The organism is Mycolicibacterium parafortuitum, from assembly GCF_010725485.1.
Lineage (GTDB): Bacteria > Actinomycetota > Actinomycetes > Mycobacteriales > Mycobacteriaceae > Mycobacterium.
Genome location: NZ_AP022598.1, coordinates 3368705 through 3385708 on the forward strand (window position 1 = coordinate 3368705; position 17004 = coordinate 3385708).

The 17004-nt window shown below is 68.4% G+C and carries 13 protein-coding genes; 4 read left to right on the top strand and 9 right to left on the bottom strand.

The window, feature by feature from the left end; all coding sequences use genetic code 11:
* On the bottom strand, positions 1-882 hold the full coding sequence (mmuM, locus tag NTM_RS16255) for a homocysteine S-methyltransferase (RefSeq protein ID WP_163766847.1): 882 nt from the start codon (positions 880-882) through the stop codon (positions 1-3).
* 270 nt (positions 883-1152) lie between these two features.
* Here mmuM and clpX point away from each other — a divergent pair, with 270 nt between their 5' ends.
* Positions 1153-2433, top strand: coding sequence for an ATP-dependent Clp protease ATP-binding subunit ClpX (clpX, locus tag NTM_RS16260; RefSeq protein ID WP_104863427.1), 1281 nt, complete (start codon positions 1153-1155; stop codon positions 2431-2433).
* A gap of 90 nt (positions 2434-2523) precedes the next feature.
* Here the strand turns inward: clpX and NTM_RS16265 are convergent, their stop codons facing one another.
* From NTM_RS16265 to NTM_RS16275, 3 genes are all read right to left on the bottom strand, one after another.
* Positions 2524-3840 (bottom strand): glycosyltransferase, encoded by a 1317-nt coding sequence (locus tag NTM_RS16265; RefSeq protein ID WP_104863426.1) that lies wholly within the window; start codon positions 3838-3840, stop codon positions 2524-2526.
* 81 nt (positions 3841-3921) lie between these two features.
* On the bottom strand, positions 3922-4758 hold the full coding sequence (gene fdhD, locus NTM_RS16270) for a formate dehydrogenase accessory sulfurtransferase FdhD (RefSeq protein WP_163766848.1): 837 nt from the start codon (positions 4756-4758) through the stop codon (positions 3922-3924).
* On the bottom strand, positions 4758-7064 hold the full coding sequence (locus tag NTM_RS16275; RefSeq protein ID WP_163766849.1) for an FdhF/YdeP family oxidoreductase: 2307 nt from the start codon (positions 7062-7064) through the stop codon (positions 4758-4760). The genes fdhD and NTM_RS16275 overlap by 1 nt, the downstream gene beginning before the upstream one ends.
* A 105-nt stretch (positions 7065-7169) precedes the next feature.
* Here NTM_RS16275 and NTM_RS16280 point away from each other — a divergent pair, with 105 nt between their 5' ends.
* The 3 genes from NTM_RS16280 (at position 7170) to NTM_RS16290 (ending at position 11102) form a co-directional block, all read left to right on the top strand.
* Positions 7170-8105, top strand: a complete 936-nt coding sequence (locus NTM_RS16280; RefSeq protein ID WP_104863423.1) for a LysR family transcriptional regulator — start codon at positions 7170-7172, stop codon at positions 8103-8105.
* 242 nt (positions 8106-8347) lie between these two features.
* Entirely contained in the window at positions 8348-10522 is a 2175-nt protein-coding gene (locus tag NTM_RS16285) for a glutamine synthetase III family protein (protein ID WP_163766850.1), read from the top strand.
* 118 nt (positions 10523-10640) lie between these two features.
* On the top strand, positions 10641-11102 hold the full coding sequence (locus tag NTM_RS16290) for a hypothetical protein (protein WP_232079727.1): 462 nt from the start codon (positions 10641-10643) through the stop codon (positions 11100-11102).
* 109 nt (positions 11103-11211) lie between these two features.
* On the opposite strand, the gene NTM_RS16295 is transcribed toward NTM_RS16290, so the two are convergent.
* Genes NTM_RS16295 through iolC form a run of 5 tightly spaced genes read right to left on the bottom strand, consistent with a single transcriptional unit; the run spans position 11212 to position 16925 of the window.
* Entirely contained in the window at positions 11212-12228 is a 1017-nt protein-coding gene (locus NTM_RS16295; protein ID WP_163766852.1) for a Gfo/Idh/MocA family protein, read from the bottom strand.
* An 11-nt stretch (positions 12229-12239) separates the two neighbouring features.
* Positions 12240-14189 (bottom strand): 3D-(3,5/4)-trihydroxycyclohexane-1,2-dione acylhydrolase (decyclizing), encoded by a 1950-nt coding sequence (gene iolD / locus NTM_RS16300; RefSeq protein ID WP_163766853.1) that lies wholly within the window; start codon positions 14187-14189, stop codon positions 12240-12242.
* Positions 14190-14192: 3 nt separating this feature from the next.
* Positions 14193-15083, bottom strand: a complete 891-nt coding sequence (gene iolB / locus NTM_RS16305; RefSeq protein WP_163766854.1) for a 5-deoxy-glucuronate isomerase — start codon at positions 15081-15083, stop codon at positions 14193-14195.
* Positions 15080-15964: a Cgl0159 family (beta/alpha)8-fold protein gene (locus NTM_RS16310; RefSeq protein ID WP_163766855.1), complete on the bottom strand. Its 885-nt coding sequence runs from the start codon at positions 15962-15964 to the stop codon at positions 15080-15082. Before NTM_RS16310 ends, iolB begins: the two co-directional genes overlap by 4 nt.
* Positions 15957-16925, bottom strand: coding sequence for a 5-dehydro-2-deoxygluconokinase (iolC, locus tag NTM_RS16315; protein WP_163766856.1), 969 nt, complete (start codon positions 16923-16925; stop codon positions 15957-15959). The genes NTM_RS16310 and iolC overlap by 8 nt, the downstream gene beginning before the upstream one ends.
* Positions 16926-17004: the final 79 nt, after the last annotated feature.

The following is a 17004-nucleotide window of genomic DNA, read 5'->3' on the forward strand; positions in this document are numbered from 1 at the left end:
CTACCGCACGTCGGCGGCGATGCGGGTGATGTCCGACGGACCCACCCGGCAGCAGCCGCCGACGATGCGCGCCCCGGCGGCGACCCACCGGGGTACCAGGCCCGGCGCCCACGACGACGTACCCGTCCACGCCCGGCGCGGGCCGTCCCACACCTCGCCGCTGTTCGGATAGACGACGACGGGTTTCCCGGTCACCTCCCGCGCGATCGTGATCGCGGGCAGGACATCGTCCGGTGCGCAGCAGTTCACGCCGACGGCGACGATCTCGTCCACGCCCGCGGCGACCGCGAAGGCCTCCGACAGCGGCTGCCCGGCGCGCGTCACGGTGCCGTCGACGGTGAACGACAGCCACGCGGGCACACCCAGGTCGGCGACCACGGCCGCGATCGCCTCGGCCTCGTCGAGATCCGGCACGGTTTCGATCGCGAGCAGATCGGGTCCGGCGTCCGCGATGACCTCCATGCGCGGCCGGTGCCATGCGGTCAGCTCGGCGACCGTCAGGCCGTAGCGGCCCCGGTACTCCTCGCCGTCGGCCAGCGCCGCCCCGTACGGACCGATCGACGCCGCGACCCATCCGCTGCCGTGCGCATCGCGGGCGTCCCGCGCCAGCATGACCCCCAGACGCATCAGCGCCGCGGCCCGGGCGCGGTCGATTCCGCGTTGGGCGAACCCGTCGAACGACGCCTGATACGTCGCCGTCGTCGCAACCTCGGCGCCCGCGTCGAAGTACGCCGTGTGCACCGCGGCGATCTGCTGTGGCGCATCCACCAGCAACCGTGCCGACCACAGGTCGTCGGAGAGGTCGTGGCCGCGCGCTTCGAGCTCGGTCGCCAGTCCACCGTCGCTGACCAGCACGGCTCCGGCGGGAACGGAGAACGTCACGCCGTCACAGTACGGTCACGATCTGACGGGTACTCTCGGTCAGGTAACAGCGGCGACACGCCAGAGGCACGGCGGTGCGTTGCATGGCCCTCCGCGGGGGCTCAGGCGATATGTTGACGCAACTACAACGTGAATACACCGGCGCTATTCGGCTTTATCGGTCGCACGGCGGCGGAGACTGCGGGTAGCGTCGGGGGCAACCTTCACGGTCCCGGAGCAACCCGGTGTACGACCGAGTGATACGGCAACAGGAAGTGGGACCCCAGCACCATGGCACGCATCGGAGATGGCGGCGACCTGCTGAAGTGCTCGTTCTGCGGCAAGAGCCAGAAGCAGGTGAAAAAGCTCATCGCGGGTCCCGGGGTGTACATCTGCGACGAGTGCATCGACCTGTGCAACGAGATCATCGAGGAGGAGCTCGCCGACGCCGACGACGTCAAGCTCGACGAGCTGCCCAAACCCGCGGAGATCCGCGAGTTCCTCGAGGGATACGTCATCGGTCAGGACTCCGCGAAGCGCACCCTGGCCGTCGCGGTCTACAACCACTACAAGCGCATCCAGGCCGGCGAGAAGAGCCGCGACTCGCGTTCGGAACCCGTCGAACTGGCCAAGTCGAACATCCTGATGCTGGGGCCGACCGGGTGCGGCAAGACCTATCTCGCCCAGACGCTGGCCAAGATGCTCAACGTGCCGTTCGCGATCGCCGACGCGACCGCGCTGACCGAAGCCGGCTATGTCGGTGAGGACGTCGAGAACATTCTGCTCAAGTTGATCCAGGCTGCCGACTACGACGTCAAGCGCGCCGAGACCGGCATCATCTACATCGACGAGGTCGACAAGATCGCCCGCAAGAGCGAGAACCCGTCGATCACCCGCGACGTCTCCGGCGAGGGTGTGCAGCAGGCGCTGCTGAAGATCCTGGAGGGCACCCAGGCCTCGGTTCCTCCGCAGGGCGGCCGCAAGCACCCGCACCAGGAGTTCATCCAGATCGACACCACCAACGTGCTGTTCATCGTCGCGGGCGCGTTCGCCGGGCTGGAGAAGATCGTCTCCGACCGGGTGGGCAAGCGCGGACTGGGCTTCGGCGCCGAGGTGCACTCCAAGGCCGAGATCGACACCCAGGACCACTTCGCCGAGGTCATGCCGGAGGACCTGATCAAGTTCGGGCTGATCCCCGAGTTCATCGGCCGCCTGCCGGTCGTCGCGTCGGTGACGAACCTGGACAAGGAATCGCTGGTCAAGATCCTGTCCGAGCCGAAGAACGCCCTGGTCAAGCAGTACACGCGACTGTTCGACATGGACGGGGTCGAGCTCGAGTTCACTCCCGATGCGCTGGAGGCCATCGCCGATCAGGCGATCCACCGCGGCACCGGTGCCCGTGGTCTGCGCGCCATCATGGAAGAGGTGTTGCTGCCGGTGATGTACGACATCCCGAGCCGCGACGACGTCGCCAAGGTGGTCGTCACCAAGGAGACCGTCGAGGACAACGTGCTGCCGACGATCGTGCCGCGCAAGCCGTCGCGGAGCGAGCGCCGGGATAAGAGCGCCTAGCGTCGAGCACTTCGAGATCGCGCTGAGGGCCGTTCAGTCCAGTGGGCTGACGGCCCTCAGCGCATTCTCGGCAGCGTCACGCGCCACGCCTCAACGCACCGCCCGGGGCCGTTCTGCGACCACCTCATCGACGAGCGCCGCGATCTCGGCGGACCCGTCCTTGCGGGCGAACGCGGCCTCCAGTTGCCGCGCCCGGTGCAGGTAGCGTCCGTCCTCCCGGATCCGCCGCACGGCTTCCCGGACGTCGTCCGCCGACGGCGTGCCGGTCTTGAGGTTGATCCCGGCGCCCGACCACGCCACCCTTGCCGCGACCTCCGGTTTGTCTTCGGTGTTGCCCGCGACGATCAGCGGGACACCGGCGGCGAGGGCGCGTTGCACTGCGCCGTAGCCGCCGTTGGTGACCATGATGTCGACGCTGGGCAACAGCTTGTCGTGCGGGATGTATTCGGCCACAAACGTATTGGCGGGGATCGGAACGCATATCGCGGCGACGTCGCGGCCTCCGGTGGTGACGACGAGCGTGACGTCCTCGTCGGCCAGGGCCTCGATGGTGGGTTCCAGGAGCCGGCTCAGGTCGGCGTTGTCGATGGTGCCCTGGGTGACGTGGACGACGGGGCGACCGGCCGCGACCGCCGCGTGCAGTTCGCCCCACCAGGCAGGGGCGAGGAAGTCGTCGCTGGGCATCGGGTGTACCGCGCCGACGAACCGGACATGGTCGGGCAGGTCGGTGCGGGGATACTCGAACTCCGGGACGGTCGGCACGATGACCCGGTCGGCGAGCACCGCCGAGTCGAGTACGAAGACCGGAGGTGGCTGCACGCCCATCGCGGTGAGCATTCTGACGGCGGCGCGGTGCGCGGGCCGCAGCAGCACAGTCCTCGTCAGCAGGGTCAGCGCGCGATTGCGGATCCGACCGACCGTGCCCGGCATCGGCGGGACGCCGGGGCCCGCCGGTGCGGTGTCGGCACTGCTGAGGAACAGCGGTGTGCTGGAGTACGCCAGGATCGGCGGCCGGTCGGCGGTGCGATCCAGCAGCAGAGGCAGGATGCCGAGGAAGAACGCATCGGCGATCACGGCGTCGAACTGGTTGGCGGCCAACAGTTCCTGCAGCGCACTGAACTGGTGCGGCATCGGCCGGACGAAGATGTGCTCGATGTCGAAATTGAGCCGGGCGATTCCGGAGGTCTCGGCGCGGCCGGGCAGGTCGGCGTCGAGCGAGGTGTCGTCGAAGTCGGCGCCATAGGGCAGGGGCTGCGGTTCGGCGCCGACCGCACGGATCCGGTCAGCGTGGCGTGCGCTGGTCAGTACGGTGACGCGGTCCCCGCGGGCGACGAGGCCGCGGGCGACGTTGAGCAGCGGACCGAGATGTCCGATCGGCGGGCAGGACGCGATGAGGATTTCTGGCATGCGCACGATGCTGGCCGCCGGCCGGGCATCGGTGCTTGGAGGTTGTGTGGAGAACGGATGGAGATTGTGTGCGTTTGCCGGCTATCGGGTGACGCGGTCGGGCCGGGAGTAGACGTTCATCGACTCGCCCCGGAGGAACGCGACCAGCGTCAGCCCGGACTGCGCCGCGAGGTCCACGGCCAGCGACGACGGCGCCGAGACGGCGGCGAGCACCGGGATGCCCGCCATCACCGCCTTCTGGGTCAGTTCGAAGGATGCGCGCCCACTGACCAGCAGCACCGTGCCAGGCAGCGGTATCCGGTCCTGTTCGAGCGCCCAGCCGATGACCTTGTCGACAGCGTTGTGCCTGCCGATGTCCTCGCGCACGACCAGGGCGTCGCCGTCGCTGGTGAACAGCGCCGCGCCGTGCAACCCGCCGGTCGCGGCGAACACCTTTTGCGCGTCGCGCAATTTGTCGGGCAGCTCCGACAGGGTCTCGGCGCTGACGACGGACGGATCGTCGCCGGGGGAGTGCTTGCTGCTGAGCCGGACCGCGTCCAGGGAGGCCTTACCGCACACCCCGCACGACGAGGTCGTGTAGAAGTTGCGGGTCGGATCCACCTCGGGCGCCGGGACGCCGGGCGCCAGGGTGACGTCGAGGACGTTGTAGGTGTTCTGCGAATAGCCGGAGCTGTCCTCGGTGGCGCCGCGGCAGTACCGCACCGACACGATGTCCTCACGGCTGCCGACCATGCCCTCGGTGAGCAGAAACCCCTGGGCCAGTTCGACATCGTTGCCCGGGGTGCGCATCGTGACGGTGATCGGGGCGCCGTTGACCCGGATCTCCAGCGGCTCCTCGACGGCCAGGGTCTCCGGGCGGGCCACCGTGTCCTCGGCCGTGACATGCCGGGCCCGTCGGCGCGCCGTCACCCGTCCCACTAGGCACGCTCCAACCGGATCACGACCGCCTTCGACACCGGGGTGTTCGACTTCTCGGCGGTGTGGTCCAGCGGGACAAGCGGATTGGTCTCCGGGTAGTACGCCGCCGCGTTGCCCTGCGGGGTCGCGTAGGCGACCACGGCGAAGTCCTTGGCCCGCCGTTCCTGCACCTGCCCGTCGGCGCCGGTGAACTCCGAGACCAGGTCCACCCGGTCCCCGTCGGCCAGGCCGAACCGCCGCAGATCGGCGGGGTTGACGAAGACCACCCGTCGCCCGCCCTTGACGCCGCGGTAGCGGTCGTCGAGTCCGTAGATGGTGGTGTTGTACTGATCGTGGCTGCGCAACGTCTGCAGCACGAGCCGTCCCTGCGGGACGTCCACCCATTCGACGGGGTAGGCGCCGAAGTTGGCTTTGCCTGTCGCGGTGTGGAATTCGCGGGCATCCCGGGGCGGATGCGGCAGCTGGAAGCCGTCGGGGCCGCGCACTCTGCGGTTGTAGTCCTCGCAGCCGGGCACCACATCGGCTATCGCGTCGCGGATGGTGTCGTAGTCGGCGTTGAACGTCTCCCACGGCACCGGATGGTCCGGGCCGAAGAGGGCACGGGCGAGTTGGCAGACGATGCTGACCTCACTGCGCACCTGCTCGCCGGGCGGCCGCAGGCTGCCGCGCGACAGATGCACCATCGACATCGAATCCTCCACGGACACCAACTGTTTGCCGGTGGCCTGGATATCACGGTCGGTGCGGCCCAACGACGGCAGGATCAGCGCGGTGCGGCCGTGCACCAGGTGGCTGCGGTTCAGTTTCGTCGACACCTGAACCGTCAGCGAGCAGTTCCGCAGCGCGGCCTCGGTGATCGGGGTGTCGGGGGTCGCGGAGGCGAAGTTGCCGCCCATCGCGATGAACACCGTGGCGTGCCCGTCGCGCATCGCCCGGATCGCGTCGACGGTGTCCATCCCGTGTTCGCGGGGGCTGGAGATCCCGAACCTGGTGTCGAGCGCCGCGAGGAAGCGTTCAGGCATCTTCTCCCAGATGCCCATGGTGCGGTCGCCCTGCACGTTGGAGTGCCCGCGCACCGGGCACAGGCCCGCGCCGGGCTTGCCGATCATGCCGCGCATGAGCAGCAGGTTGGAGATCTCGGTGATCGTGGGCACCGCGTGTTTCTGCTGGGTGAGTCCCATCGCCCAGCACACGACGGTGCGTCGCGACGCGGTGAGCATCGCGGCGACCCGCTCGAGTTGATCGCGGGCGATGCCGGTGGCCTCCACCACGGTGTCGAGATCCAGTGCCCGGGTTCGAGTCTCGTACTCGGCGAAGCCGGCCGTGTGCCGGTCGACGAAGTCGCGGTCGACCACGGTGCCCGGCGCCTTGTCATCGGCCTCGAACAGCAGCTTGCCCAGCCCGGCGAACAGCGCCATATCGCCGCCGATGCGGATCTGGACGAACTCGTCGGCGATGGGCACCCCGTGCCCGACGACACCGTGCACCTTCTGCGGGTCCTTGAAGCGCATCAGCCCGGCCTCTGGCAGCGGGTTGATCGCAACGATCTTGGCGCCGTTGGCCTTCGCCTTCTCCAGGATCGACAGCATCCGCGGGTGGTTGGTGCCGGGGTTCTGTCCGGCGATCAGGATCAGGTCGGAGGCGATCAGATCGTCGACGGTGACCGAACCCTTACCGATCCCGATCGCGTCGATCAGCGCGGTGCCCGACGATTCATGGCACATGTTGGAGCAGTCCGGCAGATTGTTGGTGCCGAAGCTGCGGACCAGCAGTTGGTACAGGAACGCGGCCTCGTTGCTGGTGCGTCCGGACGTGTAGAACACCGCCCGGTTCGGGTCGTCGAGGGCGCGGAGCTCGTCGGCGATCAGCCGGTACGCGTCCTCCCAGGCGATGGGCCGGTAGTGGTCGTCGCCGGGGCGCAGCACCATCGGGTGGGTCAGCCGGCCCTGCTGGGACAACCAGTACTCGGGCTGCGCGTCGAGTTCGGCGATGCTGTGCCGCGCGAAGAACTCCGGAGTGACCACCCGTTTGGTGGCTTCCTCGGCGACGGCCTTGGCACCGTTCTCGCAGAACTCCGCGAGCTTTCGTCCGCCGTGTTCCTCGGGCCACGCGCAGCCGGGGCAGTCGAAGCCGTGCCGTTGGTTGAGTTTCGACAGCGCGGCGACGGTGCGGACCGGGCCCATTTGTTCGACCGCCCGCTGCAGGCTGACCATCACGGCCTTCACGCCGGCGGCTTCGTGCTCTGCGCCGCTGACCACCACGTCGCGCTCGTCGTAGGTTGCGTCGACGTCTCGCGTGGTGGCCATTTCCCCAATCTAGCCTCGCGCGCAGGCCGTTGTGCCGACCTCGGTATTCGGTATTTCACATGCGGTGATAGTTGTTGTCTATCGACACGCGCGCCGGGAGGGCCGATGGCAAACGAAGTGCAGCTGCAGCATCTGGACTACCTTCTTGCGCTGGCCGCCGAGCGCCATTTCGGACGGGCGGCGGCCCGGTGCCACATCAGCCAGCCGACCCTGTCGGTGGCGATACGGCGGCTCGAACGCGAACTCGGCATCGTCATCGTGCAACGCGGCCAACGCTTCGAGGGTTTCACCGAGGAAGGCCGGCGGGTGGTGTCGTGGGCGCAGCGGATCATCGCCGAACGCGACGAGATGCTCGCCGATCTGGAACGCATGCAGGGGCGGCTGACCGCCACCGCGCGGATCGGGGCGATCCCGACGGCCGTGCCCGCCAGTCCGTTCATCACCGCGGAGTTCCTGGCCCGCAACCCGGCGGCGTCGGTGCGTATCGAGGCGCTGTCGTCGCGTGAGATCGCCCGGCGGCTCGCTGATTTCGAGCTCGACGCCGGCTTGACCTATCTGGACGACGAGGCGACGCCGGGCACCCGGTCGGTGGAGTTGTACCGGGAGCGATACGTGCTGCTGGCGCCGGCGGACCATCCGGTGATGGGTTCGGGGGAGGTCAGCTGGGCCGACGCGGCGCAGCTGCAGCTGTGCATGCTGACCACGACGATGCGCAACCGGCGCATCCTCGACGCGAACATGGCCGCCGAGGGGGCTCGGTATCGGCCTGCCGTGGAAGCGGACTCGGTGGATGCGCTCTATGCGCACCTGACGGGTTCGGGGCGAGCGACAATCGCGTCCACCGCGTGGCTGCCGCAACTCGGGGTGCCGCCCGGTTTCGCGGCGCGGCCCATGGTCCAGCACGGCCCGCGGCCCCCGATCGGCCTGGTCGTCCACGATCGGGCCCCGGCTTCCATCGTCGCCGCCGCACTGGAGGCCGTCGCCGCCGATCTCGAGCTCGGCACCCGGATCGACACGCTGTGGAACGAGACCTCTCGCTGACGCCCCGGCGGGCAGCCCGGTCGCCCCGGCAGCGCGAGCGCGCGTGTTTGCACCGGGGCGCGCCGGAGTTGCTGGTTCTGCACGCACGGTCGCGCTCGCCGAGCGGTGGCTTCGTGTGCTCGCACGTAACCAGCGACTTCAGCCGTTGACGCTCGCGTAACAGATTCGGCATCGAACGTTCCTAGTGTTGGCCGGTCACGTCCGTCGAGCCGAGGCGGATTCCGTAGTGCAAAGGAACTCCATTGAGCGGTAATACGGTACGCCTGCAGGCGATCAACAATGTCGAGGCGTATGTGCCGCCGGCGATCAGCTTCGACCCGACCGAGGCGCCCGGAGAGATCTTCGGCGCCAACGTGTTCACCAAGGCCGAGATGCAGCTGCGCCTGCCGAAATCGGTGTTCAAGTCCGTGGTCGCGACCATCGAGAAGGGCGCCAAGCTCGACCCCGCGATCGCCGACTCCGTCGCCTCGGCGATGAAGGACTGGGCGCTGTCGAAGGGTGCCACCCACTACGCGCACGTCTTTTACCCGATGACCGGTCTGACCGCCGAGAAGCACGACAGCTTCCTCGAGCCCGTCTCCGACGGTGAGACGCTGGCCGAATTCGCCGGCAAGACCCTGATCCAGGGGGAACCGGATGCGTCCAGCTTCCCGTCGGGCGGGCTGCGCAGCACGTTCGAGGCGCGTGGCTACACCGGCTGGGACGTCACCAGCCCGGCCTACATCCTGGAGAACCCGAACGGCAACACGCTGTGCATCCCGACGGTGTTCGTGTCGATGACCGGTGAGGCGCTGGACTTCAAGACCCCGCTGCTGCGCAGCCAGCAGGCGATGGGCACGCATGCCGAGCGGATCCTGACGCTGTTCGGGCACAAGGATCTGCACAAGGTGGTCTCGTTCTGCGGTCCGGAGCAGGAGTACTTCCTCGTCGACCGGCACTTCTTCCTGGCCCGCCCCGACCTCGTCAACGCGGGCCGCACGCTGTTCGGCGCCAAACCGCCCAAGGGCCAGGAGTTCGACGACCACTACTTCGGCGCGGTCCCCGAGCGCGTCCTCGGGTTCATGATGGACACCGAGCGTGAGCTGTTCAAGCTCGGCATCCCGGCCAAGACCCGGCACAACGAGGTCGCGCCCGCGCAGTTCGAGGTGGCGCCGATGTTCGAGCGAGCCAACATCGCCTCCGATCATCAGCAGCTGCTGATGACGGTGTTCAAGACGATCGCCAAGAAGCACGGTATGGAGTGCCTGTTCCACGAGAAGCCGTTCGCCGGGGTGAACGGTTCCGGTAAGCATGTGAACTTCTCGGTCGGCAACGCCGACCTGGGGTCACTTCTCGTTCCGGGCGACACCCCGCACGAGAACGCGCAGTTCCTGGTGTTCTGCGCCGCGGTGATCCGGGCGGTGCACAAATTCTCAGGGCTGCTTCGGGTTTCGGTGGCTTCGGCGACCAACGACCACCGCCTCGGCGCCAACGAGGCGCCGCCGGCGATCATCTCGATCTTCCTCGGCGAGCAGCTGGCCGATGTCTTCGAGCAGATCGCCAAGGGGGCGGCGACGTCGTCGAAGGGCAAGGGCGTCATGCACATCGGTGTCGACACGCTGCCCGCGCTGCCGACCGATCCCGGCGACCGCAACCGCACCAGCCCGTTCGCGTTTACCGGCAACCGTTTCGAATTCCGCGCGCCGGGCTCCAGCCAGACGGTCGCGGTGCCGATGATCGTGCTGAACACGATCATGGCCGATTCGTTGGACTACATGGCCACGGTGCTGGAGAAGGCCCTCGCCGACGGCGAGGACTTCGACGTGGCGGTGCAGCGTCTGCTCACCGAGATCATCACCGAGCACGGCGCGGTGGTGTTCAACGGGGACGGTTACTCGGAGAACTGGCAGATCGAGGCCGCCGAACGCGGGCTGCCCAACCTCAAGACCACGCTGGACGCGATCCCCGAGCTGATCAAGCCCGGCGCCATCGAGGTCTTCGAGAAATACGGCGTGTTCAGCGAGCGGGAGTTGCACAGCCGCTACGAGGTGCGCCTCGAGCAGTACGCGCTGACGATCGCGGTCGAGGCGAAGCTTGCGCTCGAACTCGGTACGACGGTGATCCTGCCCGCGGCGGTCCGGTACCAGACCGAGCTGGCGCAGAACGTCGCGGCGCTCAAGGCGGCCGGCATGACCGCCGATACCACTCTGCTGCAGGCGGTTTCGGCGCCGATCGCTGACCTGACCGGCGCGCTCGGTGTGCTCAGGGGCGCACTGGACCACTCGGCGGAGTCGGCGCTGGACGAGGCGACGCACGCCCAGAAGGCGCTGCTGCCCGCGATGGATGCGGTCCGTGCGGCTGCCGACGCGCTGGAAGCGGTTGTCGCCGACGACCTCTGGCCGTTGCCGACCTACCAGGAGATGCTCTACATCCTCTGACCGGGGGGATCAGAGGGTGCGCCGGCGCCGCGAGCGCGCGTGTCTGCCCGGGGACACTCCGTGTCCACCGTGCAGGACCGCGCGCTCGCGGTAGCGGCTGCGCGGCATGATGGACCTCATGCCGCGCAGCAAGGGTAGGAAGAAGACCGCCAAGGGCAAGGCCTGGCGGGCCGGCCGCGACGGCGCATCCGACAGCGACGCGGGCGCCGGTGATCCTCGGCTCGACGGGATCGACGTCGAGGCCCTCGAAGAGTCACTGAGCGCGGTCGACGCCACCGAGCATGCGCGCTACCGCGACGAGGAACTCGGTGCTCGCCTGGTCAGCCGCGGGTGGGTCGCGGTGCACGCCCATGTCCAGCAGCTGTCCGACATGTGGGTGTGGCCACCGTCCACACCCGGCGACGACGGCTGGGTGCCCACCATGATCACCGTCCAGCCCGACGGCTACATCATGCAGTCGGCGGACTACGCCGAGCACCAGGTCGACCACGCGCTGCATTACGACACCCGGGTCGAGGTGCTCGCCGACCTGGAGTCGATCGAGGCCTACCGGCACCCGCGCGACCCCCGCACGAGCTGACGCGCGCCGCGCGCTGAGGACGGGACGAGCGCGCGGTCCTGCACGGGTGACACGGAGTGTCCCCGTGCAGACACGCGCGCTCGCGGTGCCGGCGGGACGACTGGGATGCTCAGGGGCGTTCGGCGAGCTGCACGTCGACGGGGCTACCGGTCTCCAGCGATTCGACGCCGGCGGCGCAGACCGCCGCGGCGGCGTAGCCGTCCCACGCGGTCGGGCCATCGGTGTAATTCCCCGTGGTGGCACCGCCCTTGACCGCGTCGACCCAACGCTGGATCTCGCTGTCGTAGGCGCGACCGAAGCGCTCGCGGAACCCGGGGGTGATCGTGCCGCCCCACACGCCGGGGGAGCTCTTGCGGATCAGCCCGACGTCCAGACCGATCATCGCGCTACCGTGCTCACCGACCACCTCGGTGCGCACCTCGTAGGCGACGCCGGTGGTGACGAAGAGTTCGACGTCGACGTGCTTGCCCGAGACCGTCCTCAAGATCGCGATCTGCGGGTCGATCACACCCTCGGGCGCACCGGGATTCGAGGCGGGCTTGATGATCTGCACGGTGGCGATCTCCTCGCCGAACAGGAAGCGGGTCACGTCCACCTCGTGCACGAGCGAGTCCTTGACGATCAGTGAGCTGTCGAAGTATGACGGCACATGCGGATTGCGGTGCACACAGTGCATCACCAGTGGCCGGCCGAGCTCTCCACCGTCGAGCAGCATCTTCAGCCGCATGTACTCGTCGTCGAAGCGGCGCATGAACCCGACCTGGATCAGCGATCGGCCGAGCTCCGCCTCCCGCCGCACGATGTCCAGCGACGTGGAAACATCTGTCGTCAAAGGCTTTTCGCACATGACCGGTTTGCGGTACTCCAGGCAGGCGAGTAGTTGCTTCTCGTGTGCGGACCCCGGGCTGGCGACAAGTACCGCATCGACATCGTCACCGGCGATCGCATCCAGTGGGTCGGCGACGGCCCGGCAGCCGGGGACGGAGCCGGCGAGCTGTTCGGCCTTCTCCGTGACGTAGTCGTTGACCACGCTCACCCGGGCGCCGGAGATGCGCGAGGTGATGCGGGCGACGTGGTCGGCGCCCATCACACCGACACCGAGCACGGCGATACGCAGATCTGACATGGCGTTCCTCGTCAGCGATCGGACGGATTGATCAGCGGCCGTTGCACTTTCTTCCACTCCGCGTAGCGCTGGTAGGCCTGCTGCGTGGAATCCAGGGTGGAGACCTCGCTGACCGGGACGTCCCACCACGAATGGCTGTCGGGTGCGTACACCAGCGGATCGGTCTCGACATAGATTACCGTGGTGCGGTCACTGGCCTTGGCCACCTTGACCGCATCGGTGAACTCGGCCGCGGTGTCCGCCCGGATGACGTCCGCGCCGAGGCTGGCGGCGTTGGCGGCCAGGTCCACCGGCAGTCTGCCACCGTCGAGCCGTCCGCTCTCGCCGCGGTACTGATATGACGTGCCGAACCGTTGCGAGCCAAGCGATTCCGACAGCCCGCCGATCGACGCGAAACCGTGGTTCTGCACCAGCACCGGGATGATCTTGACGCCCTCCTGCACCGCCGTGGCCAGTTCGGTGGCCATCATCAGGTACGAGCCGTCGCCGACCATCACGAACACGTCGCGCTCGGGGGCGGCCATCCGCACACCGATACCGCCGGCGATCTCGTAACCCATGCACGAGAAGCCGTATTCGACGTGATACCCCTTCCGGTCGCGCATCCGCCACAGCTTGTGCAGATCACCGGGCATGGACCCGGCCGCACACACCACCACGTCGCGGGGATCCGACAGCGTGTTCACCAGCCCGATCACCTGGTTCTGGTTCAGTGCCTCGCCGTCGCGGGTGCGGTAGGCATCGTCGACGGTGGCGTTCCACTCCGCCATCAGCTCACGGATCCGGGTGGTGTACTCGGCGTCGACGGTGTGGTCGGCCAGCAGTTCGGTCAGCGCGTCGAGCGCCTCGCGCGCATCCGATACCACGCTGATGCCGCCCTGCTTGACCGAATCCAGCGACGCCACATTGATGTTCACGAACCGCACGTCGGGGTTGTTGAACGCCGTGCGCGACGCGGAGGTGAAGTCGCTGTACCGGGTGCCGATCCCGATGACGACGTCGGCCTCACTGGCGAGCGCGTTCGCGGCGGTGGTGCCCGTCGATCCGACCGCGCCGACCGAGCGCGGATCGTCGTGCAGCAGCGAACCCTTACCCGCCTGGCTCTCGCACACCGGGATGCCGGTGGTGGCGACGAAACGTGCCAGCGCCTCGTCGGCCCCCGAGTAGATCACGCCGCCGCCGGCGACGATCAGCGGTGTGCGTGCCGACCGGATCACCGCCGCAGCCTTGGCGATGACGGACCGTTCCGGCAGCGGGCGGGCGATGTGCCAGGTGCGCTCGGCGAACAGCGACACCGGCCAGTCGAACGATTCGGCCTGGACATCCTGGGGGAGCGCCACGGTCGCCGCGCCGGTCTCGACGGGATCGGTCAGCACCCGCATCGCGCCGAGGAGCGCGGCGGGCAACTGTTCGGGCCGCCACACCCGGTCGAAATACCGCGACAGCGGTTTGAACGCGTCGTTGACCGTCACGTCGCCGCTGGACGGCAACTCCAGTTCCTGCAACACCGGCGCGCTGACGCGGGTCGCGAAAGTATCGGAGGGCAGCAGCAATACCGGCAACCGGTTGATCGTGGCCAGCGCCGCGCCGGTCAGCATGTTCGTCGAGCCGGGGCCGACACTGGCGGTGACCGCCCACGCCTGGGTGCGGTCCTGCTGGCGCGCGTACGCGACCGCGGTGTGCACCATGGCCTGCTCGTTGCGTCCGAGCACGTATCTCAGCCCGGGTTCGACGCCGGCCTCGCGTGCTTCGATCTCGTCCTGCAGCAACGCCTGCCCGATGCCCGCCACGTTGCCATGGCCGAAGATCCCGAGGCAGCCGGCGAAGAACTTGTGCCGCTCGCCGTCCCGCTCGACATACTGGTTGGCCAGGAACCGCACGGTCGCCTGGGCCACGGTGAGCCGCACGGTCGGTTCATCGTCGACGAGCTTCTCGGTCGACTTCGGCGCGGTGGAAACCACGGGTCATTCTCCTTGAATAGCGGGGTCGGCTGCGGGCGATCCGGTGAACGGTAGGCGCGGGTCGACGTCCTGGTGCTCCCAACTGCCGCGCAGCCAGGTGTGATTCGGGTCGTCACAGATCAGCCAGGCCCGGGTGGGACCGGATCCGGCCATCACGTTCAGGTAGTACATGTGGTGTCCGGGCGCGGCGATGGACGGGCCGTGGTAGCCGTGCGGGACCAGCACCACGTCACCGGAGCGCACCTCTTCGAGCACCTCGATCGGGCGTTGCGGGGTGCCGTACACCCGGTGGTATCCGAACCCCGGGGTGCCGGCGGGGGAGTCGCCGATCTCGAAGTAGTAGATCTCCTCGAGCTGGGTCTCGACGTCGCTGTTCTCGTCGTGCTTGTGGGCCGGGTAGCTCGACCAGTTGCCGCCCGGGGTGATCACCTCACACGCGATCAGGGAATCCGCCTCGAACGCCGTCGCGGTGCCGAAGTTGTGTACCTGCCTGCTGCAGTTGCCCGCACCGCGCAACTCGACCGCGACCTCGGCCGCGGCCACCCGCCGGTTCGGAAACGACGTCGCGGCCCTCGCACCGCAGATCGCGATGCGGCCGTGGCCCGCCAGGGTGTAGTCCTGCCCGATGCCGAGGTAGACCATGTCGGCGGGCCCGTCGAACACCGACGCCCGCGGTGACAGCGTGAAGGTCTCACCGCCGCACTCGACACGTCCGCCACCGGACAGCGGAAGGATCATCACCTCGGTGCCGTCGGTGGACAGCGACACCGAGCCGTCGGCACCCAGATCGACGACATGCAACGAGGATTCGGCCCAGCCGGCGTCCTCGGGGGTGATCGCGACGGTGAACGGTGCGACGGCGCTGCCCGCCGGGATGTACAGTTCCGACCTCATCGGACCATCGCCACCGCGGTCGCGACGGCCGCACTGACGTCGTCGTCGGGCGGATACAACAGGCTGCGTCCGACGATCAGACCCCGCACCGAGGGCAGGGCCAGCGCCTTCTGCCAGCTGGCGAACGCCTCGTCGGGATCGGTCGGGTCGCCGCCGAGAAGCAGGGTCGGCAGCGTGGTCGCATCCATCACCCGTTCCATCTCGGCCACGACGGGCAGTTTCATCCAGGTGAACGCCGACGTGCCGCCGAGCCCCTGGCTGATGTGCACCGACTTGATCACCGCGTCGGGGGACAGGTCGTTGCGCACCTTGCTGTTCACTCGTGACGACATGAATGGTTCCAGCATCGCGATCAGCCCGTGGGCGGCCAGTTCGTCGACGGCGCGGGCGCAGGACGCCAGCGTGGCGACCGTGCCGGGATCGTCGAGGTCGATGCGGCACAACATCTTTCCGCCGTTCATCTTCGCCGCGGCGGTGGACGCCGCGGTGGCGCCCGTCATGCGGTCGTCGAGTTCGAACGACGAACCCGCCAGCCCGCCGCGGTTGAACGAGGAGAACACCACCTTGTCCTCCAGCGCGCCGAGCAGCACCAGGTCGTCGAGGATGTCCGCGGTGGCGAGCACGCCGTCCACGCCTGGATCGGCGAGCGCGGTGCGCAGCCGATCGAGCAGTTCGGTGCGGCTGTTCATCGCGGTGGGACGCGAGCCGACCGACAGGGCGCCCCTGGCCGGGTGGTCCGCGGCGACGATCATCAGTCTTCCGTTGCCGCGCAGCGTGGGCCGGGTGGCGCGCTGCGCCCAGGCGCGGGCCACGGCCCCCGGTTCGGTGGCCCGGACCTCGGTCAGCGACACGTAATCGGTGCACACGGCGGTATCAGACATTGACAGCCCCCATCGCGGTCTGCTCGGCCAGATCGGCGACCTCGGCGGCGGTCGGCATCGCGGTCGAACATTCGAGCCGGCCCGCGACGATGGCGCCCGCGGCGTTGGCGTAGCGCAGCGTCTTCTCCAGCGACCAGTTGTTCAGCAAGCCATGGCACAGGCTGCCGCCGAACGCATCGCCTGCGCCCAGGCCGTTGACCACGTCGACTTCGTTGGGCGCCACCGTCACCGACGAGTGCTTCGTCTTGCCGAGGACACCGCGCGGACCCTGTTTGACGATGGCCAGCTCGACACCGAGGTCGAGCAGCGCGTCGGCGGCCTTGTGCGGGTTGGTCTCGCCGACGGCGATCTCACACTCCTCACGGTTGCCGACCGCGACCGTGACATGGGCCAGCGCCTTGCGCACCTGCTCGGTGGCCGCGGCGGGGGAGGCCCAGAACATCGGCCGGTAGTCGAGGTCGAGCACCGTCAGCGGACGCCGTTCGCGAGCGCCCCAGGCTGCGAAATGTGCACTGCGGCTCGGCTCTTCGGACAGTCCGGTGACCGTCGACCAGTACAGCCGCGCCGATCGCACCGCCTCGGAGTCGATCTCGTCGGCGCGGATCTGCAGATCCGGTGCACTGGGCTTGCGGTAGAAGTACAGCGGGAAGTCGTCGGGCGGGAAGATCTCGCAGAACGTCACCGGGGTCGGGAACTCGCCGTGGGTGGCCACGAAGCGGCTGTCGACGTCGAGGCGCTCGAGTTCGGCGCGCACATAACGGCCGAACGGGTCGTCACCGACGCCCGAGATCAGCGCCGCGCGGTTCCCCAGGCGTGCCGCGGCGACCGCGACGTTGGCGGCGCTGCCACCGAGGAACTTCCCGAACGTCTGCACCTCTTCGAGGCCGACTCCGACCTGGAGTGGATATACGTCGACGCCGCACCGCCCGATGGCGAGCACGTCATATGGCTGATTGGTCATCACAAGTCACTCCGACGGATAGGTGTGGGTGGCTGACTACGACTGTGCCCCGCGTCACGGCAAGCTGTCAACACTTTGT